This is a genomic window from Phenylobacterium sp. LjRoot97 (assembly GCF_964254345.1).
In the GTDB taxonomy this organism is placed as follows: Bacteria; Pseudomonadota; Alphaproteobacteria; order Caulobacterales; family Caulobacteraceae; genus Phenylobacterium.
In genome coordinates, this window is the sequence record NZ_CAXUTH020000001.1 from 2942448 (window position 1) to 2962427 (window position 19980).

Here is a 19980-nt window from a genome sequence, read left to right on the forward strand (position 1 = left end):
TCACGCCAATCCCGGCGGGGCGCCTTCGGCGTCCAACTGCGGCCGCCGAGGCGCGAACGAGCGCTCCTCGCCGTCCGACAATTTCGCCGGAGGCCGCACCTCGTTGGGCCGCGCCTGCAACGGCAGCTGCGCCTTCAACCGCAGACCGCCTGCGCCGGACTCCAGCTCCAGCCGCCCGCCCAGCTCGATGAGCCGGCCCCGCATGCTGCTGATGCCGACCCCGGTCTCGTCGTCGACGCTCGGGATGCGGCCGCTGGCCGGCCGCCCGCCGTCGTCCTCGATCAGCAGCGAGACTTCGGCGCCGACATAGTTGAGCACCGCCCGGACCGAGCGCGCCGCCGTGTGCCGATGCACGTTCATCAAGGCTTCCTGGAAGATCCGGAACAGCGTCCCGTCCTGCGCGCTGGACGTTGCGCCGGGACGCCCCGCCACCTCGACCGAGATCCGCAGCGAGGCGCGCCGGCCGAAGCCGTCGGCGAAGACGCGCAGCCGCTCGACCAGGTCGCGACCGCTCGCCTGCGGCGGATGCAGCATGAACGAAAACGTGCGGATCTCCCGGTGCGCCGCCGAGATCGAGTTGCGGATGTCGCGCAGGATCGTCTGGTGGCTGTCGTCGAACACCGTGCGCCGCTCAAGCGCGGCCAGCGACAGCCCGATGGCCACGAGGTGCTGGGCGGTGGAGTCGTGCAACTCCCGCCCGATCCGCCGCCGCTCGTCCACTTCGGCGCGCGCCACATCCGCCTGCGCCCGCGCCAGGGCCTGAGCCTGGGCGACCGCGACGGTGACGTCGGACGCCACGCCGATCACCCGGCGGACTGCGCCTTCCGGAGTCCGCGAGAACACCCGCGCGCGCGACTGCACGATCCGCCAGTCCCCCTCCGCCCCGCGCAGCCGCAACTGCGTCTCGCAGACTTCGTGGTCCCGCAGCGCCGCCATCGCCTGCAGGTGGTTTTGCAGAACCATGCGATCGTCGGGGTGCAGGCGGTCCTGCACCTCGACCAGGCCCGCGCCGGACGGCGACAGGCCCAGGCTCTCGGCCAGCTCCGGATGGATGTAGCGCGTCCGCTGCTGGACCACGTCGTAGACGTAAAGCATCCCCGAGCTGATCGGCCCCAGATGGTCGAACAGGGTCTCGTTGCGCGTGGTCAGGTGATGACGCGCGGCGGGCGGAATCGCCAGGATGACCTGATCGGCCCCTTCGGCTCCCCACTCGACGGGGAAGGCCCAGACCCGGCCGCCCAGAGGAAACGCATCGGAGTGCAGCACCCGATCGATGCGCCCGGGCCGTCGGCCTTGCGCGCATTGCTCGACGAGCGCGCTTAACCGTTGCGCGTCGGCAGGGCTGCAGACTTCTTCCAGCCGGCGGCCGCCCAGGTCTTGGGGCGCGCCGAGCCGCGCCGCAAAAGCTGGGCTCGCCGATATGAATCTGATCTGTCCTGCGCGCTGTTCGACCAGCGACGTCGCCGCGCCGGGATGGTCACGTTCCAGGTCGCGTCCCGACACGCATCGCGGCTCCACCGCGCCTGCGTCGGTATGGGCTAACGCCATCGTCCGTCTCCCGCTTCCCAGGTCGAACGACCTCAGGAAGTCCCAAACAGCGGCGCCCGTTCCCCCGACGGAAGAAACACCCTTCCAGAATACATGCCCCAGAACAAAGGTATATGGGTGATCTTACTGATGCACGAACTAATCCGATGGGTGTATTCCCTAGGCATTCATACCTGGGGTGTTGAATGCTGAGGATCTTGATCGCCGACGACCACGAAATCGTCCGGCGGGGGATAAGGGACATCGTCGAAAGCCATCCGGGGTGGGAGGTGTGCGGCGAGGCTTCAGATGGCCAGGCCGCGGTCGAACTCGCCGCGGTCGAGCAGCCCGATGTCGCCGTGATCGACGTTTCGCTGCCGCTCATGAACGGTCTGGCCGTCACCCGGCGGTTGCGCCAGGACTCGCCGCAGACCAACGTCCTGCTGTTCACCATGCACGACGACGACGAGACGGTGAGCGGCGGTCTGGCTGCGGGGGCCCGCGGCTACCTGCTGAAGAGCGAGAGCGAACAACACCTGGAGGCGGCCATCTCGGCCCTGGGGGCGAACCGCCCCTACTTCTCCTCCTCGGTGTCGGAACTCCTGCTGGAGGCGGCGGTCAGCGAACGCAAACGCTCACGGCTTGAGAGCTTCACCATGCGAGAGCTCGAGGTCGCGCAGTTGATCGCCGAGGGCAACTCCAACAAGCAGATCGCCCGTCAGCTGCAGATCAGCGTCAAGACCGTGGAGAGCCATCGGGCCGCGGCCATGCGCAAGGCAGGGGTGCGAACCGCCGCCGAGTTCGTTCGTTTCGGCATAAAACACAATCTTATCCAGCCTTAAGTCCCTTACCGACGGCCCCCGATATCGGGTTTGACCCGATGGCGGCGGTTGGCGTGCGCTGGGACGCTTCCTCTCAACAAGGAGGCGTCTACGCCCATGGCGTCGCAACTACAGACGAATCCGGTCGAGCTCCGGCGCGCTGCCGCTGACGGGGTCGTTCTCGGGTTCCCCTTGCTGCTGGTCGACGCCGTGCGCCGCACGCACCCTGTCAGCATGAACCAGGTGCTGACGCTGCCGAGCGAGTGCAGCGTCATCGCGCCCGGCCTGACCGACGACGACGACCTGATCGTGCGCGCCAGCGCCTGGATCGATCTCAGCGAGGGGCCGATGCTCCTCGCCCTCCCCAATCTGGGCGGCCGCTATTGGGCCGTGTCGCTGTTCGACGCCTGGGGCCGCCGCATCGGCCGGGTCGATCCCCGCACCCATCCACGCGGCCTCGATCTCATGCTGGCCGGCCCCGGCTGGCGGGGCGAAGCGCCCAAGGACGCCGTCGCCCGGCGCGCGCCGACCAACCTGGTCTGGGCCGTCGTGCGGATCGCCGCCCGCTCGCCAGAGGACCTGGACGCCGCCCGCAGCCTGGCCGGGAAGCTTGCGCTTGGTCCGGCCGAACCGCCCGACGCCCGCCTGCGGCCGCTCGCCGGCCAGGTCGACCCGCCGCTGCAGTCGGCCCTGGACGCCGTCACCACCCTCTCGCCGCATCGCCTGTTTCATCACCTGGCCCGGCTGCTCGCACGCTATCCCGTCGAGGACCTTGACCTCACCGCCCTCACCGGCATCGGCCTGGTGCCGGGCAAGGCGTTCCATCTCCCTGACGAGACGCCCCTGCGCGACGCCCTGACCCTCGGGACCTCGGACGGCATTGCGCGCGTGATCCACGACCAGGATCCGGCCGAAGGCGCGGCCTGGCGGCCGGTCTCCGCTGGCGGGGCGGACAATTCCGCGTCGGCCTTGCTGGCCGGCCTCGGCGCGGCCGCCCCCGAGGACATGCAGCAGTGGATCTGCGACAGCGACGCCGACGGGCGCCCGCTGATGGGCTCGGAGCCGTACCTCGTCCGCTTCGCGCCAGGCGCCGGACCACCGGTCGACGGCTTCTGGACGCTAGGACTGGCCGCCCGCGCGCCCAGCGGCGCGCTGCGAGAGGGGGCTAGACGCCTCGACAGCCGCGACGCCCTGGCCTTCGACCCGGACGGGGCGCTGACCGTGCGCATCGACCACCAGCCGGCCGACGCCCCCAACTGGCTGCCCGCGCCGCCCGGGCGGCTGCGCCTGCGCCTCAAGCTCTACTGGCCGAAGGCCGTCGCGCTCGCAGGCGGCTGGCGCCCGCCCGCCCCCGAACGCATCGGCGGGTCGCGTCGATCGTTCACCGCCCAACCTGAAAACCGGGAGTCCCCGTTATGAGAACAGTGCCCTGGCTCTCGGCCGCCGCCGTCGCAGCCCTGCTCGCCACCGCCGCGCTCGCCCAGCCCGCCCAGCCGCCCGCAGCCCCGGCCGCCTCGGCGGACAGCGACATCGATCCCGACGCGATGGAGGCGATGAAGCGGATGAGCGCCTACCTCGGCGGCCAGACCAGCTTCGAACTCAAGACCACGGGCGCCTTCGACCTGGTGCTGGACGACGGCCAGCGCCTGCAGTTCGGCGACGACGCCACCTTCAAGGTGCGCCGTCCCGACCGGTTCGTCATCGAGAGGGTGGGCGACTACAAGGACCGCCGCTTCACCTATGACGGCAAGCAACTGACCGTCTCTTCGCCGCGCACCGAATACTACGCCCAGGTCGAGGCCCCGCCGACCATCCGCGAGACCTTGACCCTCGCCAGCCAGCAATACGGCATCGAGCTGCCGCTGACCGATCTCTTCCGCTGGAGCGAACCGGGCGGCGGCCGCGCCGATGAGGTCAAGGAAGCCCTCTACGTCGGTCCGGCCAAGATCGACGGGACCATGACCGACCACTACGCGTTCCGCGAGGCCGACGTCGACTGGCAGATCTGGATCGCTCAGGGCGACGCCCCGGTCCCGCGCAAGATCGTCATCACCGACCGCACCGATCCCAGCGCGCCGCAGTACACGGCCACCCTGTCGTGGAACTTCCAGCCGACCTTCGACGCCCAGACCTTCGCCTTCAAGGCGCCTGCCGGGGCCCTGCCGATCCGCCTGACCGCCCTCACCAAGTAGGAGTCACCGCATGTGGAAGTTCCATAGCCTGTCCCTGACCGCAGCGGCGCTGGCGGCGGCGCTGTTCCCGGTCCTCGCCGAGGCTCGTCCCGGCGGCGGCGGCGGCGGGCACCAGGTCCGCGGCGGCGCCCGCTCCAGCGTCCAGGGCGCCCGGCCGGCCGCCTCCCGCGCGACGCCGCCGGCGCGCCAGAACGTGTCGCGCCAGAATGTCAGCTCCAACGCCGGCGCCCGCAACACCGCCGTCTCCAACCGCCAGGCCAACGTCAATCGCGGCGCGAACGTCAATCGCAGCGGCAATCGGGTCAACACCGGCAACGTCAACGTCGGCAACAACGTCAACATCGACGTCGATCACGACAACGGCTGGGGCTGGGGCGACCGTGACTACCATCCGGTGGCCGCGGGCGTGGCCCTCGGCACCGCGGCCGCGGTGACGTCGGCGGCGCTTGGCTCGCGCTACTATTCGCTGCCGCCAGCCTGCGCGCCATACCCCTATTCCGGCTACACCTACTACTCGTGCGGCGGCGTCTACTACGCGCCCCGGTACGAAGGCGACACGGTCGTCTACGTGGTCGTGGACCGCCCAGGCTAGGACCGGCGCCGAGGCCTCTCGGCCTCGGGGTATTCCACGCCCCGCCTGAGGCGCCGACCTGATCACAGTACTTAACGGGCGGTGCTGTGATGGCCTTGTCGGATCGCTCCTTCCCCTCCCCCCGGGGAACGCTCCGTCAGTCGGGCATCGGGCCCGACCTCCTGGACAGGCCCCGCGTCACTCTCGAGGGCGCGGGGTCTAACCATGCGCGAAGCTCGCTAGGGGTTTCGCCGGATCGCCAAGCGTTCCCGCCGGTGGTCAGATCGCCTACAACCAATGCGGATCGAGGACACATCGGATGCCCAACATGCAGCGACAGCTTCGCGCGCCCGACCAGCGCCCCGGCATGGTGTGGATTCCGGGCGGCGGCTTTCGCATGGGCTCGGATGTTCACTATCCCGAGGAAGCCCCGATGCGGCCGGTCGAGGTCGAGGGCTTCTGGATGGACGCCCGCCCGGTCAGCAACCGCGACTTCGCCGCTTTCGTCGAGGCCACCGGCTGGGTCACCAACGCCGAGAAGCCGGCCGACCCGGCCGACTATCCGGGCGCTGATCCGGCCATGCTGGTCCCGTCCTCGCTGCTCTTCATCCCGACCGCCGGGCCGGTGCCGCTGAACGACGTCCGGGCCTGGTGGCACTACGTCGCCGGCGCCGACTGGCGCCATCCCTACGGCCCCGACAGCTCGCTCGAGGGGATCGAGGACCATCCGGTGGTCCACGTCTCCTGGGCCGACGTCGAGGCCTACGCCGCCTGGGCCGGCGCGGAGTTGCCGACCGAAGCCGAGTGGGAATACGCCGCGCGCGGCGGCCTGGACGGCAAGATCTACGCCTGGGGCGACGCCTTCGAGCCCGGCGGCAAGCCGATGGCCAAGACCTGGCACGGCCGCTTCCCGTTCGAGAACCTCGACAAGACCGGCTGGCCGCGCACCTCGCCGATCGGCTCCTACCCGGCGAACGGCTATGGCCTCTCCGACATGATCGGCAACACCTGGGAATGGACCGCCGACTGGTGGTCCACCGCCTCGGCCGAACCCTTCAAGGGCTGCTGCGCGACCAGCCGCGCACAGGCGGCGATGGAGGCCAGCTATGACCCGAACCAGCCGGAGATCCGCATTCCGCGCAAGGTCCTGAAGGGCGGCTCGCATCTCTGCGCCCCCTCCTACTGCCGCCGCTACCGGCCGGCCGCGCGCCACGCCCAGCCGATCGACACCTCGACCAGCCACGTCGGCTTCCGCGTGGTCGTGCGTCCCTAGGACGGGATCAGGTAGGTCAGCACGAAGCGCAGGCCCCAGTCGGGGCCGCCGTCGGGGCTGTCGAAGTAGTAGCGGCCGAACACGCCGGCCTGCACCTTCTGGTTCGCCCCGAACTTGTACATGTGGGTCACGCCGACGTTCATCGGGACGGTCCACTGCTCGCGCGTCCAGTCGTAGGTGCTCTCGAAATTGACCACCACGCCGGTCGTGTTCGGGAAGGTGTAGTTGAAGAACGGCTGCAGCAGGGTGGTGTTCACCTCCTGGGGCTTGGTGGTGTCGACCGCCCACAGCTGGGTCGCCAGCAGCCCGTAGGTCATGTGCCCCTGCTGCTTCAGCACCAGGCCCGCCGGCCCCGCCGCCCACTGCTGGGCGCTGAACCCGTCGGTGCCGGTCGGGTACGAGATCGCCGGTCCGAAGCCCAGCACGAACCCCTCGGTCTTCGGGGAGAAGAAGAAGGTCTGCAGCGTATCGCCGAACCCCATCTGATCGCCGAGCCCCGGCGCGGTCTCGCTCTGCGAGATCACCGGCACGATGGTGCGGATGATCAGGTTCCAGTCCTCGCTCAGGTGCAGCGGCACCACCGGCTGGATGTTCAGCGTCACCCGCTCGCCGTCCGAGGGGCCGTAGCAGCAGTCGTAGTTGAACTGGAACGGCAGGCTGACCAGGTCCGAAACCGGGTTGGCGAGCTTCTTGGCCAGTTCGACGTCGGACTCCTGGGCGGCGGCCACGCCCGGCGCGACCGCCAGCGCCGCTGCGCCAAATACTGAAACGAACTTCATACCTTAGCGTCTCCCGCTAATGCGCCGCCTAAGGCGGCGGCCTGAGCCAGCGCGCCCGAACTCAGGCAGAGCGCCAGCAGCGCCCCGGCCAGGACGGGCCTGGCCCTTGCCTCTGTTGCGTGCAGCATCGCGCACCTATTCGCCTTAACCGGGCAACGGTTTCATCGGCCCCACGGCGCGCCTATCGGGTGCAACCCTGACCACCGCTGCGGGAATGGCGCATCAGGCCCATCGCCCAGCCGCTCTCAGGTGGACGCCCAATGGCCCCGCCTCGCGCGACGCGGGAGCATCCTGGCGACATCCGTCCAGACGAAAGGCCCCGCCATGAACCGCCTCGTCCTCGCCGCCGCCGCCCTCTCGCTGCTGGCCACCAGCGCCTCCGCCCAGGCGCTGCTCGCCGACGCCAACAAGGACGGCAAGATCACGCCCAAGGAGTACCAGGACTCCCGCCGCGCCTTCCTGATGCGCGCCGACACCAACAAGGACGGCAAGATCACCCCCCAGGAATGGGACCGCGCGGCGGCCAGCACTCGGATGGATCTTGAGGAACGCGGCGTCGACCGCGCCGGCCTGGTCGGCAAGGGCGGCTGGTTCCAGGCCATGGACGCCAACAAGGACAACGTCGTGACCCCGGCCGAGATCGACGCCTACACCGCCGCACGGTTCAAGGCCAAGGACCCCAACGGCGACGGCGTGATCACCCGCGGCGAGGCGGCCCAGCTCGAAAAGACCGCCTCCAAGAAGCTCAAATAGGCCGGTCGCCGACGCCCCCATGGAATCCGTTCTCCAAGAGCTGGCCACCTACGTCGCGCTCATCGCGGAGATGATCTGCGTGCTGTGCATCGCCATCGGCGTCATCGAGGGCGTCTATCTGGCCGGCCGCTACATGGTGATGTCGTCGGGACCGACGGCGCTCACCCGCCGGCAGGTTTGGACCCGCTTCGCACGCTGGATCATCCTGGCGCTGGAGTTCGCCCTCGCCGCCGACATCGCCCGCACCGCCATCGCCCCCACCTGGGACGACATCGGCCAGCTCGCCGCCATCGCGGTGATCCGCACGGCGCTGAACTATTTCCTCGAACGGGACCTGGAGGTCTTCAGCCGGCCCCTGGGCGCCCCTGAACCCGAGAAATAGTCGTCCCCGGCGATCTGGCGTCAGCCGCACCTCACCGGCGGTCCAGGGTTTGACCCGATTGCTGGCCTCGGGACGGGGCCGGACATTTCGCAGCACAGCCGCGGCGAGCGGCTTGCAACCAAGATGGGAAAGTCACCATGCGCAGCGGCGTCCTGAAATCCCTGGCCCTGGCGGCGGGCCTGACCACGGCCACGCTCGGCCTCACCGCCTGCGAAACCCCCGGCGGCAACGTCTCGGTGCTCAAGAGCAGCACCGTCGCGGTCGCGCCCGGCTCGACCTGGGCCTGGGCGCCCGGCGCGCAGCCGGGTTCGGGCGATAAGCGCATCGACAACGACATCATCCAGGGCCGGGTCAAGGCCGCCGTCGAAGGCGCCCTGGCCGGCCGGGGCTATCGCCAGGTCTCCGACCAGTCCTCGGCCAACCTGCTCGTGCAGTACCACATCGGCCTGCAGAACCGGACCGAGACCCGGGTCGACACCTTTGGCGGTCCGATGGGCGGTCCCGCAGCCTGCGGCATCCGCGGCTGCATCGGCGGCTTCGGCTGGGGCATGTACGGCCCGCCGATGGACGTCGACGTCCGCAACATCAATTACGTCGAAGGCACGGTGATGCTCGATCTGATCGATCGGGCCAGCGGCAAGCTCGCCTGGCGCGCCACCTCCCAGAAGCGGCTCGACGAGAGCGACGCCGACCAGAGCGGCGTGAATGCGATCTTCGCCGACATGGTCAAGACCCTGCCCTGACCCCTAGCGCTTCGCCGCGGAGGCGGCCGGAACATGGAAGCCCTCAAGCAGATCCTGCCGCTGCTGCTGACCCTCAGCCTCGCCGGCCTCGTCATGACGGTCGGCCTGAAGGCCGGGCACGGCGACCTGCTCTACGTGCTGCGGCGGCCGGGCCTGCTGATCAAGGCGGTCCTGGCGGTCGAGATCATCCCGCCGGTCGCCGCCGCCGCCATGGTCTGGCTGCTGCCGCTCGAGCCGGCGGTGAAGGCCGGCATCATGCTCATGGCGATCTCGCCGGTGCCGCCGCTGGTGCCCGGCAAGCAGCTCAAGATCGGCGCGCGCAAGGAGTACGCCTACGGCGTCTATGTCGCCATGGCGCTGCTCACCATCATCGCCGTGCCGGTGGTCTTCGACCTCGCCGCGCGGCTGTTCGGGCACCAGCGGACCCTGCCCTTCCACACCATCGCCGCGACCGTCGCCACCGGCGTGCTGATCCCGCTCGGGCTCGGCATGATCGTCCGCCGCATCGCGCCCGACTTCGCCGAACGCATCGTGCCCTGGGTCTACCGGCTCAGCATGCTGCTGGTCTTGCTGGTGTTCGTCCCGATCCTGGTGAGCATTTGGCCGGCGGTCCGCAGCCTGATCGGCGACGGGGCCGCGGCGGCGATGGCCGGGCTGACGCTGGTCACCCTGATCGGCGGCCACGTGCTGGGCGGGCCGGCGGAGTACGACCGCGCCACCCTGGCGGTCGCCAGCTCGGTGCGCCATCCCGGCATCGCCATGCTGATCGCCAACACCACGTTCGGCGACCAGCGGATCACCGCGGCGGTGCTGCTCTACCTGCTGGTCAGCATGATCATGGGCGCGCTCTACCAGGCCTGGTTCAAGCGCCGCTATCCCGCCGCCCGGCCGGCCTGAGCGCCCCCGCGGTTCCCTGGCCCGCCACTGCGGGTTTCCCCGGATTTCGGCCTCCGGGCGCGGGGCGCAAGGTGACGCTGAAGTTTCGCCAGGGAGCCACACCATGACCCGCCGCGCCGTCGTCACCGCGCTCGCCGCCCTCTGCCTGCTGGGCAGCGCCGCGCCCCAGGCGTTCGCCGCCGAGCCGCCCGCCACCTGGGACGGCCTGACCAACGTGAAGTCCAAGCGGTTCGACGCGGCCTACGTGCTGCCGGGCGCCGACTTCCGCGGCTACACCAAGGTGATGCTCGATCCGACCGACGTCGCGTTCCGCAAGAACTGGCTGCGGGACTACAACAACGAGGCGATGGACCTCTCGCAGCGCATCTCCAAGGACGACGCCCAGAAGATGCTCAACGCCGTCAGCACCGGCTTCGAAGAGGTGTTCATCAAGGCCTACAACGACGCCGGCTATCAGGTGGTCACCGCGCCCGGCCCGGACGTCCTGCGCCTGCGCACCGGCGTCGCCAATCTCTATGTCACCGCCCCCGACCGCCCGATGGCCGGCCGCTCGCGCACCTTCAGCCAGGAGGCCGGCTCGGCCACCGTGGTGATCGAGGCGCGCGACTCCGAGACCGGCGCCCTGCTCGGCCGCGCCATCGACTCGCGCGAAGCCGGCGACACCGGCCCCTACATGCGCAACAGCGTCACCAACCGCTCGGACTTCACCATGCTGTTCAAGCGCTGGGCGAAGATCAGCCTCGACGCCATGGCCGAGCTCAAGGCCATGTCGCCGATCCCCGAGAACCCGGTGGCCCAGCGGCGCTAGCTACAGCGCCCAGGCCCGGCCGACCTCGGCCAGCGGGATGCAGCCGTGGTACTCGCCCGGCACCGGCTCGTAGCGCAGCGCCAGGGTCGCGCCCGGCTCGGAGGTGAAGTAGCCGATGGTCACGTACTCCTTCAGCAGCGAGAAGAAGTGGCGCGGCTTCCAGGCCTTGCGGGCGGCGGCCGCCTCCTGGTCGTAGCGGGTCAGCAGCGCGGTCTGCTGGGCGCCCGTCAGGTCGGCGAAGGCCTTGCCGTGCGCGGCCCGCGCATCGGCGTTCATCTGCGTCAGCCCGGTCTTCAGCAGCTCGACCTGCGGCGCCTGCAGATAGGTGGCGACGGCGCGGTCAACGAACTGCGGGACCTTCGCCTCGCGGGCCCCAGGGGTGTCGGTCTTGGGCACGATCAGCTCGGCCGCGGCGTCCAGCGCCCGGGCCTGCTCGGCGTCGAGCGCGCTGGGCGTCCAGGACAGCGGCGGCAGGGCGGCGGCGACCGGGCCGGCGAAGCCGACCGACACCATGCCCATGGTCAGGGCCAGGCCCCGGAACGCGTCGCGACGGTTCAGCATCACAGGTCCCCCTTGCGCTTGGCCTGGACCGCGTGGTCGACGGCCCGGGCGGTCAGCGCCATGTAGGTCAGCGACGGGTTCACGCAGGAGGCCGAGGTCATGGCCGCGCCGTCGGTGACATAGACGTTCGTGCACTCGTGGACCTGGTTGTGGGCGTTCAGCACCGAGGTCTTCGGGTCGCGGCCCATCCGCGCCGTGCCCATCTCGTGGATGCCCAGGCCCGGCGCGTAGCCGAGATCGGCGGCCTGCACGTTCATGAAGCCCGCGGCTTCCAGCATCTCTACGGCTGCGGCCTGCATGTCCTTGCGCATGGCCTTCTCGTTCTCGCGGATCGACACCTTGGCCGACAGGGTCGGCAGGCCGAACTTGTCCTTGGCCGCGTGGTTCAGGGTCACGCGGTTGTCCTCGTAGGGCAGGATCTCGCCGAAGGCGCCCAGCGACATCGTCCACGGGCCGGGCTGGGTCAGGGCGCTCTTGCGCTCGGCGCCGAAGCCCTCGCCCGCCAGGTCGCGGTCCCAGCCGGGGCGCGAGGCCCCGCCCTGGTAGCCATAACCGCGCAGGAAGTCCTTCTTGGTCGCCGCGTCGCCCAGGTTGCGGAAGCGCGGGATGTAGATGCCGTTCGGCCGGCGGCCGGAATAATACTTGTCGGCGAACTCCTCGACGTCGGCCTTGGCCCCGACGCGGAAGTGGTGGTCCATGACGTTGCGGCCCAGTTGGTCGCTGCCGTTGCCGAAGCCGTTCTCGAACCGCGAGCTCGTCGAGTTCAGCAGGATCCAGGTCGAGTTCAGGGCCGAGGCGCAGAGGAAGATCACCTCGGCGTAGTATTCCACTTCCTTCATCGTCTCGGAATCGAGGATCCGCACGCCGCTCGCCTTGCCGGCCTTGGCGTCATAGATCAGCGAGGTGACGATCGCGTTCGGCCGCAGGTTCAGGTTCCCGGTCCGCTCGGCCGCCACCAGGGTCGCCGAGTTCGAGCTGAAGTAGCCGCCGAACGGGCAGCCGCGCATGCACATGTTGCGGTGCTGGCACTTGCTGCGCCCCAGGCTCAGTTGCTCCTCGGTCGGCTCGGTCAGGTGCGCGGCGCGGCCCATGGTGATCCGGCGCTCGCCGAACCGGCCCTCGACCCGCGACTTGAAGGCCTTCTCGACGCAGTTCATCTCCATCGGAGGCTGGAACTGGCCGTCCGGCAGATGCGGCAGGCCCTCGTTCTGGCCCGAGACGCCGATGAAGCGCTCCACATAGTCGTACCAGGGCGCCAGGTCGGCGTAGCGGATCGGCCAGTCGACGGCGATCCCGTCGCGGGCGTTGGCCTCGAAGTCCATCGGGCTGTGGCGATAGCTCTGCCGGCCCCAGGTCAGCGAGCGCCCGCCCACCTGGTAGCTGCGGATCCAGTCGAAGCGCTCTTCCTCGGTGTAGGGGTTCTCGTCGTCCCGGACGAAGAAGTGCTTGGTGTATTCGGTGACCGTGTAGCCGGTGCGCGACTGCACCGGATATTGCGCCTTCAGCTGGTCGGCCGGCAGCTTGCCCTGCGGGTACTTGGTGTCCCACGGATCGGTCATCGCCGTCGGATAGTCTTCCAGGTGGCGGACCATCGGCCCGCGCTCCAGCACCAGGGTCTTCAAACCCTTCTGCGTCAGCTCCTTGGCGGCCCAGCCCCCGCTGATCCCGCTGCCGACGACGATGGCGTCATAGGTGTTTTCCTGGCGCGAACGGCCGTTCAGATTGGCCATCATTCCCCCCGGTCTCAGTACGGCGGCGCGATCCGCCTGGTTCTTTTCGCGGGCCGGCGGCGGACGCGAATCCGCCTTCGCGCCGACCTGCGCTTTGCGGCTCCCAGGTTTCATGAAATGGGTTACATTGCAAGCACACAAGGGAACGCCGGAACGCGCGTCCACACCTGGGAGGAAGCCCATGCCGTCACTTCGTCTGGCGCAAACGCTCGCGCCGCTGGCCGCGCTCGCCCTGCTCGCCGCCCCCGCCCACGCCGAGGCGGTGAAGGCCGGCCAGTGGACGCCGATCTTCGACGGCCACACCCTCGACGGCTGGACGCCGAAGATCGCCGGCTATCCCGCGGGCGAGAACTTCGCCGACACCTTCGTCGTCAAGGACGGCGCGATCGCCGTGTCCTACGCCGGCTACGACGGCAAGTTCGCCAGCCGGTTCGGCCACCTGTTCTACAAGACCCCGTTCAAGGCCTATCGCCTGCGGCTGAACTACCGGGTTCTCGACCCTGCCCTGCCCGACACCCCCGACTGGGCGCGCAGCAACAGCGGCGTCATGTTCGCCAGCCAGAGCCCGCAGAGCATGAGCCTGCGCCAGCCGTTCCCGATGTCGGTGGAGTTCCAGATCCTCGGCCGCGACGGCGAGGCGCCGCGCCCGACCGGCGCGGTCTGCACGCCGGGCACCAGCATCACCTTCGACGGGGTGAAGGCCAAGGAACACTGCATCCCCTCGGCGACCGCCCCCACCATCGCCAACGGAACCTGGACCAGCCTCGAGCTCGAAGTTCTGCCCAACGGCGAGGTGACCCAGAAGATCAACGGCGCGGTGGTCCACCGCTACGCCGGCGTCGCCCTCGACCCGACCGACAACTTCGCCGCCGTCGCCCGGCCCTACTTCGAGACCCACACCGCCACCGAGGGCTACATCGCCCTGCAGAGCGAAGGCCATCCCATCGCGTTCAAGGACATCGAGGTGCAGGAGCTGACGGCGCCCTAGGCTATCGCCCCGATAGCGTCGCGCCCCACAAAGGCGTTTGGTTCGGCGGTCGCACAGGGAGGCCGCCGATGAACCACGCCGCCGAGGAGCATGACGCCACCGGCGCCCTGTGGGCGCTGGCCACCGGTTACGCGATCCCGCGTCTGCTGTTCGCCGTCGCCGAACTGGGTGTCGCCGACCAGCTCGACGGCGCGCCGCGTCCCATCGGCGAGGTGGCCGCCGCGACCGGCGCCGACCCCGCAGCGCTCGCCCGGATCCTGCGCGGCCTGGCGGCGGCGGGCGTGTTCGAGGTCGAAGGCCAGAGCGTCGGCCACAACGGGCTCTCGCGCTTCCTGCGCGAGGACCATCCCCGCTCCATGCGGCCCTTCGTGCGGATGATCCATGCGGACTGGAGCTGGCGCGCCTGGGGCGAGGTCCTGCACAGCGCGCGCACCGGAGCCACGGCCACGGGCAAGCTCTATCCTGACGGCGGCATCTGGGCCCACTTCGCGGCCGACCCGGACGCGGCAGCGCTCTTCAACCAGGCGATGAGCGCCAAGGCGCACGCCGACATCGACGACGTCCTCTCGGCCTACGACTTCAGCCCCTTCGCCCGCGTCGTCGACGTCGGCGGCGGTCGCGGCCACTTTCTGAACGCCCTTGCGGCCCGCACGCCGAACATCAAGCCGATCCTCTTCGACCTGCCCCACGTCACGGCCGACGCCGCCGCAGGACTGGACACGCGCATCACCCGGCGATCGGGCGACTTCTTCCACGATCAGCTTCCGGAGGGCGATCTCTACTTCTTGATGGACATCCTGCACGACTGGTCGGACGCCGACGCCGTGCGCATCCTGCAGGCGGTGCGCCGAGCGATGGCGCCTGGTGCACGGGTGATGGTCGCAGACCTGGTGCTCGAAGACAGCGGCGTCCTCGATCCCGCCCGCACGCTCGACCTCTTGATGCTGGTGGTCACCGGCGGTCGCGAACGCACGCTCGAGGACCTGGCGGGCCTGTTCGACGCCGCCGGACTGCGGCAGGCCGGCGTCACACGGACGCGGACCCAGCGCTGCCTGGTCGAAGCGACCGCAGCCTAGTTCTTCATCGTCCCCAGGTACTGCACCAGCGCCGCGCGCTGCTCGGCGTCGGGCGCGCCGACCAGCATCTTGGTGCCGGGCACGCTCTTGGCCGGCGCCTTCAGGTAGGTGTCGAGGGTGGCGGCGTCCCAGACCAGCTTGGAGCCCTTCATCGCGCTGCTGTAGGCGTAGCCCGGCAGCGTCCCGGCCTTGCGCCCGGCGACGCCGGCCAGCGGCGGTCCCATCTTGCCGGGCGCCGGCGCGATCGAGTGGCAGACCGCGCAGCGCTGCTTGAACACCGCCTCGCCCGAGGGCGCGGCCGAAGCCGAGCCGGCCGCCGCCAGGCTCGCGGCCAGGATGATCGCGAACTTCATACTCAAAGCTCCAGACTTACAGGCCGAGCAGCCGCCGATTGCGGCCGGCGTCCGGCGCGCTGCCGGCGAAGTCGTCGAAGGCGTGCTCGGTGACGCGGATGATGTGGTCGCGGATGAACTGGGCGCCTTCGCGCGCGCCGTCCTCCGGATGCTTCAGGGCGCACTCCCACTCCAGCACCGCCCAGCCGTCGTAGTCGTACTGGGCCATCTTCGAGAAGATCGCCTTGAAGTCGACCTGGCCGTCGCCCAGCGAGCGGAAGCGTCCCGGCCGCTCGACCCAGCCCTGGTAGCCGCCGTAGACGCCCGAACGCGCGTCCGGCCGGAACTCGGCGTCCTTCACGTGGAAGGCGCGGATGCGCTCGTGATAGCGGTCGATGTAGCCGAGATAGTCCAGCTGCTGCAGGAGCAGGTGGCTCGGGTCGTAGAGGATGTTGGCGCGCGCGTGGCCGCCGACCTCGTCCAGGAACCGCTCGAAGGTCGCCCCGTCGTGCAGGTCCTCGCCCGGATGGATCTCGTAGCAGACGTCGACGCCCTGCTCCTCGAAGGCGTCGAGGATCGGCCGCCAGCGCCGGCCCAGCTCGGCGAAGGCTTCCTCCACCAGGCCCGCCGGCCGCTGCGGCCACGGATAGAAGTACGGCCAGGCCAACGCGCCCGAGAACGTCGCGTGCGCCTTCAGCCCCAGCCGCCGGCTGGCGATCGCGCCGGCCTTCACCTGCTCCACCGCCCAGGCCTGGCGCTCGGCCGGCTTGCCGCGCAGCTCGGGCGGCGCAAAGCCGTCGAACAGCTCGTCATAGGCCGGATGCACCGCGACCAGCTGGCCCTGCAGGTGGGTCGACAGCTCGGTGATCACCAGCCCGTGCTCGGCCAGCACCCCGGCGACCTCGTCGCAATAGGTCTGGCTCTCGGCGGCCCGCGCCAGGTCGAAGAACGAGTCCGCCCCGCCGGTCGGCATCTGCACGCCGACATAGCCCATCGAGGCGACCCACTTGGCCATCGTCTCCAGCTTGTCGAACGGCGGCTCGGCGCCGATGAACTGGGCCAGGAAGATCCCGGGTCCTTTGAGCGTCTTCATGCGGCGTCTCCTGACAGCGCGACCCAGCCCTCGCCCGCGGCGTTGGCGCTGACCGCGCGCTCGACGAAGGCCATGCTGCGCACGCCCTCGGCGATGTCGGGCGCCAGGCCCGCATCGGCGCGGCCCGCGGCGGCCGCCTCGGCGAAGTCTCGGTAGATGTTGGCGAAGGCCTCGATGAAGCCCTCGGGATGTCCGGTCGGAATGCGCGAGCCGGCCCGGGCGACGGCGCTCAGATAGCCCGATGCCGCGTGCAGGATCTGGGTCGGCCCGTCCAGCCAGTCGACGGTGAGTTCGGTGTGGCGCTCATGCGACCAGGTCAGGCCGCCCTTCTCGCCATAGACCTTGATGGTCAGGCCGTTGCGGGCCCCGGCCGAGATCTGCGAGGCGATCAGCACCCCGCGCGCCCCGCCGGCGAAGCGCAGCAGCACGTTGCAGTCGTCGTCCAGCGTCCGGCCCGGCACCACCGCGGCCAGGTCGGCGCACAGCCGCTCGACCCGCACGCCGCTCACGAACTCGGCGATGTTGAAGGCGTGCACGCCGATGTCGCCGATCGCGCCGCCGATCCCGGCCTGGGCCGGATCGGCCCGCCAGCCGGCCTGCTTGTCCCCGTCGCGCTCGATCGGCCGCGACAGCCAGCCCTGCGAGTATTCCACGATCACCTTGCGCACCGAGCCCAGGTCGCCGCGGGCGATGATCTCGCGCGCCTCGCGGACCATCGGATAGCCGGTGTAGACGAAGGTCAGGGCGTAGAGTTTGCCCGCCTCCGCGACCACGCCGGCCAGCTCCTGCGCCTGGGCCAGGTTCAGGGTCGCGGGCTTGTCGCTGATCACGTGCATTCCGGCCCGCAGCGCCGCGGCAGCCACCTCGAAGTGCAGGTGGTTGGGGGTCACCACCGCCACCAGCTGCGCCCCGTCGGGACGGGCGGCTTCCGCCGCCAGCATCTGGCGATAGTCGCCATAGGCCCGATCAGCCGCCACGCCCCAGGCCTGGGCGGCCTGGGCGTTCTTGGCGCCGTCGCGGCTGAACGCGCCCGCGACCAGCTCGATGGCGCCGTCCAACTCCGCCGCCATCCGATGCACCGGCCCGATGAACGAGCCGGGTCCGCCGCCGACCATGGCCAGCCGCAGGGGAACTCCACGCGTCATCAGGCGGCCACGCTCGCCAGGTAGTCGTGGCTGATCTTCGTGGCCTCGATCCGCGGAAGGGCGAACGGCGGCTCTTGCTCGACGAAGAACTGGCGCACGCCGGACTCGTAGGCCGCCGGCAGCAGCTTCTTCCAGTCGATCATCCCCGCGCCGACCTCGGTCGGGTCCTGCTTGAGCGCGAAGTTCGAGGTCGTCGTCGCCTTGATGTCCTTCACGTGCATCAGGGTGAAGCGGCCCTTGTGCTCCTTGAGCAGCGCGAACGGGTCACGGCCGGCGGCGGTCACCCAGCCGGCGTCCATCTCGAAGGTCACCAGCGACGGGTCGGTCTCCTTCAGCAGGACGTCCATCCCGGTCGTGCCCTCGATCGGCGCGAACTCGTTGTTGTGGTTGTGATAGCCGACGGCGATGCCCGCGCTCTTCAGCGCCTGGCCCTTCTGGTTCAGGAAGTCGGCGTTCCACTTCCAGTCGTCCAGCGTCATCTGCCCGGCCATCCGGCTCAGGAACGCCGGGCCGTCCTCGCCCGCCTGCGGTTTCAACTCGAAGCGGTCGGGAATGTAGAACAGCGGCATCACCGCCGACTTCACGCCCAGCACGTTCAGGTCCTCGGCCAGCTTGCCGAGATCGCCGCTGAAGCTCTGCGAGCCCATCGCCCGGCCCTGGATGTGGGCGCTGGTGCAGGTCAGGCCCGCGCGGTCCATCGCCGCCTTCATCTCCGGCGCCGTCTTGCCCAGCAGCCCGGCCAGCTCGATGTTGCGGTAGCCGATCTTGGCGACCTGGGCGAGCGTGCCCTCCAGGTCCTTCGCCGCGTCGGAGCCGAGCGTATAGAGCTGCAGTCCGATCGGCAGGCTATGCCGCTGGAAGAACAGCTTACTGCCCGCCGCGTTGGCGTTCGTCGCAAATCCCGTCATGGCCGCTCCCATTCCTGCCAGTCCCGCCAGCACCGTGCGCCGCTGAAATCCTTGTGTCATCTCGGGTCTCCTACTGCATGCCGATCAGTGCGGCGCAGCGACGCTGTGTTCGCGGGTAAGGGCTGGGTCGTCGCCGGCCGCCTCGGCCGCGACAGGTCCGCGGGTCGGCGGACGGAAGAACAGGGCCAGCAGCACGACCGCCGCCAGCGCCAGGCCCGTCGGGACCATGAACAGGGCCGGATAGTCGACGACGTTGCGCGCCACGCCGTCGGCGCCGGTGACGCTGGTCGTCAGGCGGCCCATCAGCGCCGGGAACAGGAAGCTCGCCACCACATTGCCGACCCCGAGGATCAGCAGGTTGAACAGCCCCTGGGCGCTCGAGCGCACGTCCTTGGGGAACACCGCGTCGACGAAGATGTACACGGTGGCGAAGAAGAAGGCGTAGCAGATCCCGTGCAGCAGCTGCACGGCCACGATCACCGGGATGCTGTCGGCGAAGAACGCGAACACCGCGAACCGCGCCGCGTGGCCCAGGATGCCGACGATCATCGTCGCCTTCCAGCCGAGCCGGATCAGCACCCGGCCCAGCAGGAACATGGTCAGGATCTCGGCCACTTGGCCCAGGCTCAGCACGACCATCGACAGGTTGCCGGCAATGCCGACGCGGTCGGTCAGGAAGGCGTCCGAGACCACGAAGTAGCCGTTGTGGATCACGGAATCGATGAAGGTGACGATGAACAGCACCAGCACGAACGGCGTGCCCAGCAGGGTCAGCGCCCGGCGCCAGGCCAGCTTGTCGATGCCGGCCGCTTCCTTGCGCGGCGGGGTGTGCGGCAGGGTCAGCGAATAGCCGGCGGCGGCGAACGAGATCAGCGCCGCGACCAGGAAGATCCAGCGCACCTGCTCGGCGGTGGCGTGCGCGCCCAGCAGGAACACGAACGGCCAGCTGACCATCACCCAGCCGACCGTGCCGCCCATCCGCACGGTCCCGAAGTCGGCCGCCGGGTCGCGCAGGTTGGCGAAGGCGATCGAGTTCGACACCGACAGGGTCGGCACATAGAGCAGGCTATAGACCAGGTAGCAGGCGAAGAACGGCCAGAAGCTGGTCGAGAACGCCACCCCCACCAGGGCCAGGCCGCCGATCAGGTGGCTGGCGGCCAGGAACCGCTCGGCCGAGAAGTTGCGGTCGGCGAACTGGTTGGAGAAGAAGATCCCGACCAGCGCGGCCACGCCCCACGAGCTGCCGACCAGCGACTGCTGCCAGGCCTCGAAGCCCAGCATGGTCATGTAGGGGAACAGCTTGGGCGCCCAGGCACCCCAGATGGCCAGCTGCAGCACCATCATCAGGAATAGCCGAACGTTCGTCGTCATCTTCCTGGCCCTCCCCGACCGGCTATCGCG

General features: G+C 69.8%; 21 protein-coding genes. 12 read left to right on the plus strand and 9 right to left on the minus strand.

Features of this window, described 5'->3' with window-relative positions:
- Nucleotides 1-1503, minus strand: coding sequence for a PAS domain-containing protein (locus ACSQ2H_RS14625; RefSeq protein ID WP_436062116.1), 1503 nt, complete (start codon nucleotides 1501-1503; stop codon nucleotides 1-3).
- 230 nt (nucleotides 1504-1733) lie between these two features.
- Here ACSQ2H_RS14625 and ACSQ2H_RS14630 point away from each other — a divergent pair, with 230 nt between their 5' ends.
- The 5 genes from ACSQ2H_RS14630 to ACSQ2H_RS14650 all read left to right on the plus strand — a co-directional run bounded on the left by ACSQ2H_RS14630 (nucleotide 1734) and on the right by ACSQ2H_RS14650 (nucleotide 6384).
- Nucleotides 1734-2369 carry a response regulator gene (locus ACSQ2H_RS14630; RefSeq protein ID WP_436062117.1) on the plus strand — a complete coding sequence of 212 codons (636 nt, stop codon included), beginning with the start codon at nucleotides 1734-1736 and terminating at the stop codon, nucleotides 2367-2369.
- A 96-nt stretch (nucleotides 2370-2465) separates the two neighbouring features.
- A complete protein-coding gene (locus ACSQ2H_RS14635; RefSeq protein WP_436062118.1) occupies nucleotides 2466-3767 on the plus strand; it encodes a DUF1254 domain-containing protein in 1302 nt (433 codons plus the stop codon).
- Nucleotides 3764-4540 (plus strand): DUF2092 domain-containing protein, encoded by a 777-nt coding sequence (locus tag ACSQ2H_RS14640; protein WP_436062119.1) that lies wholly within the window; start codon nucleotides 3764-3766, stop codon nucleotides 4538-4540. The genes ACSQ2H_RS14635 and ACSQ2H_RS14640 overlap by 4 nt, the downstream gene beginning before the upstream one ends.
- A 10-nt stretch (nucleotides 4541-4550) precedes the next feature.
- Nucleotides 4551-5132 (plus strand): hypothetical protein, encoded by a 582-nt coding sequence (locus ACSQ2H_RS14645; protein WP_436062120.1) that lies wholly within the window; start codon nucleotides 4551-4553, stop codon nucleotides 5130-5132.
- 307 nt (nucleotides 5133-5439) lie between these two features.
- Nucleotides 5440-6384 (plus strand): formylglycine-generating enzyme family protein, encoded by a 945-nt coding sequence (locus tag ACSQ2H_RS14650; protein ID WP_436062121.1) that lies wholly within the window; start codon nucleotides 5440-5442, stop codon nucleotides 6382-6384.
- Here ACSQ2H_RS14650 and ACSQ2H_RS14655 read toward each other — a convergent pair.
- Nucleotides 6381-7163 carry a hypothetical protein gene (locus ACSQ2H_RS14655; RefSeq protein ID WP_436062122.1) on the minus strand — a complete coding sequence of 261 codons (783 nt, stop codon included), beginning with the start codon at nucleotides 7161-7163 and terminating at the stop codon, nucleotides 6381-6383. The genes ACSQ2H_RS14650 and ACSQ2H_RS14655 overlap by 4 nt on opposite strands.
- 324 nt (nucleotides 7164-7487) lie before the next feature.
- On the opposite strand from ACSQ2H_RS14655, the gene ACSQ2H_RS14660 reads away from it, so the two are divergent.
- The 5 genes from ACSQ2H_RS14660 to ACSQ2H_RS14680 all read left to right on the plus strand — a co-directional run bounded on the left by ACSQ2H_RS14660 (nucleotide 7488) and on the right by ACSQ2H_RS14680 (nucleotide 10746).
- Entirely contained in the window at nucleotides 7488-7916 is a 429-nt protein-coding gene (locus tag ACSQ2H_RS14660) for an EF-hand domain-containing protein (RefSeq protein ID WP_436062123.1), read from the plus strand.
- 19 nt (nucleotides 7917-7935) lie between these two features.
- Nucleotides 7936-8298, plus strand: coding sequence for a DUF1622 domain-containing protein (locus ACSQ2H_RS14665; protein WP_436062124.1), 363 nt, complete (start codon nucleotides 7936-7938; stop codon nucleotides 8296-8298).
- A 137-nt stretch (nucleotides 8299-8435) separates the two neighbouring features.
- Nucleotides 8436-9041 (plus strand): DUF4136 domain-containing protein, encoded by a 606-nt coding sequence (locus ACSQ2H_RS14670; protein WP_436062125.1) that lies wholly within the window; start codon nucleotides 8436-8438, stop codon nucleotides 9039-9041.
- A gap of 33 nt (nucleotides 9042-9074) precedes the next feature.
- Nucleotides 9075-9938, plus strand: coding sequence for a bile acid:sodium symporter family protein (locus ACSQ2H_RS14675; RefSeq protein WP_436062126.1), 864 nt, complete (start codon nucleotides 9075-9077; stop codon nucleotides 9936-9938).
- A 103-nt stretch (nucleotides 9939-10041) separates the two neighbouring features.
- A complete protein-coding gene (locus tag ACSQ2H_RS14680) occupies nucleotides 10042-10746 on the plus strand; it encodes a DUF3313 family protein (protein ID WP_436062127.1) in 705 nt (234 codons plus the stop codon).
- Here ACSQ2H_RS14680 and ACSQ2H_RS14685 read toward each other — a convergent pair whose 3' ends face one another.
- Together ACSQ2H_RS14685 and ACSQ2H_RS14690 are read right to left on the minus strand one after the other, a co-directional pair.
- Nucleotides 10747-11307, minus strand: coding sequence for a gluconate 2-dehydrogenase subunit 3 family protein (locus ACSQ2H_RS14685; RefSeq protein ID WP_436062128.1), 561 nt, complete (start codon nucleotides 11305-11307; stop codon nucleotides 10747-10749).
- The gene (locus ACSQ2H_RS14690) at nucleotides 11307-13037 is read right to left on the minus strand and encodes a GMC oxidoreductase (RefSeq protein ID WP_436062129.1); all 1731 of its coding nucleotides are present in this window, start codon (nucleotides 13035-13037) and stop codon (nucleotides 11307-11309) included. Before ACSQ2H_RS14690 ends, ACSQ2H_RS14685 begins: the two co-directional genes overlap by 1 nt.
- A 181-nt stretch (nucleotides 13038-13218) precedes the next feature.
- Here ACSQ2H_RS14690 and ACSQ2H_RS14695 point away from each other — a divergent pair, with 181 nt between their 5' ends.
- Nucleotides 13219-14025, plus strand: a complete 807-nt coding sequence (locus ACSQ2H_RS14695) for a 3-keto-disaccharide hydrolase (protein WP_436062130.1) — start codon at nucleotides 13219-13221, stop codon at nucleotides 14023-14025.
- A gap of 68 nt (nucleotides 14026-14093) precedes the next feature.
- On the plus strand, nucleotides 14094-15101 hold the full coding sequence (locus tag ACSQ2H_RS14700; protein WP_436062131.1) for a methyltransferase: 1008 nt from the start codon (nucleotides 14094-14096) through the stop codon (nucleotides 15099-15101).
- On the opposite strand, the gene ACSQ2H_RS14705 is transcribed toward ACSQ2H_RS14700, so the two are convergent.
- Genes ACSQ2H_RS14705 through ACSQ2H_RS14725 form a run of 5 tightly spaced genes read right to left on the minus strand, consistent with a single transcriptional unit; the run spans nucleotide 15098 to nucleotide 19950 of the window.
- The gene (locus ACSQ2H_RS14705) at nucleotides 15098-15454 is read right to left on the minus strand and encodes a c-type cytochrome (RefSeq protein WP_436062132.1); all 357 of its coding nucleotides are present in this window, start codon (nucleotides 15452-15454) and stop codon (nucleotides 15098-15100) included. The genes ACSQ2H_RS14700 and ACSQ2H_RS14705 overlap by 4 nt on opposite strands.
- A 16-nt stretch (nucleotides 15455-15470) precedes the next feature.
- Entirely contained in the window at nucleotides 15471-16526 is a 1056-nt protein-coding gene (locus ACSQ2H_RS14710; protein WP_436062133.1) for a sugar phosphate isomerase/epimerase family protein, read from the minus strand.
- Nucleotides 16523-17671 (minus strand): Gfo/Idh/MocA family protein, encoded by a 1149-nt coding sequence (locus tag ACSQ2H_RS14715; protein ID WP_436062134.1) that lies wholly within the window; start codon nucleotides 17669-17671, stop codon nucleotides 16523-16525. Before ACSQ2H_RS14715 ends, ACSQ2H_RS14710 begins: the two co-directional genes overlap by 4 nt.
- Entirely contained in the window at nucleotides 17671-18639 is a 969-nt protein-coding gene (locus ACSQ2H_RS14720) for a sugar phosphate isomerase/epimerase family protein (RefSeq protein ID WP_436062135.1), read from the minus strand. The genes ACSQ2H_RS14715 and ACSQ2H_RS14720 overlap by 1 nt, the downstream gene beginning before the upstream one ends.
- 24 nt (nucleotides 18640-18663) lie before the next feature.
- Entirely contained in the window at nucleotides 18664-19950 is a 1287-nt protein-coding gene (locus tag ACSQ2H_RS14725; protein WP_436062136.1) for an MFS transporter, read from the minus strand.
- Nucleotides 19951-19980 lie beyond the last annotated feature (30 nt).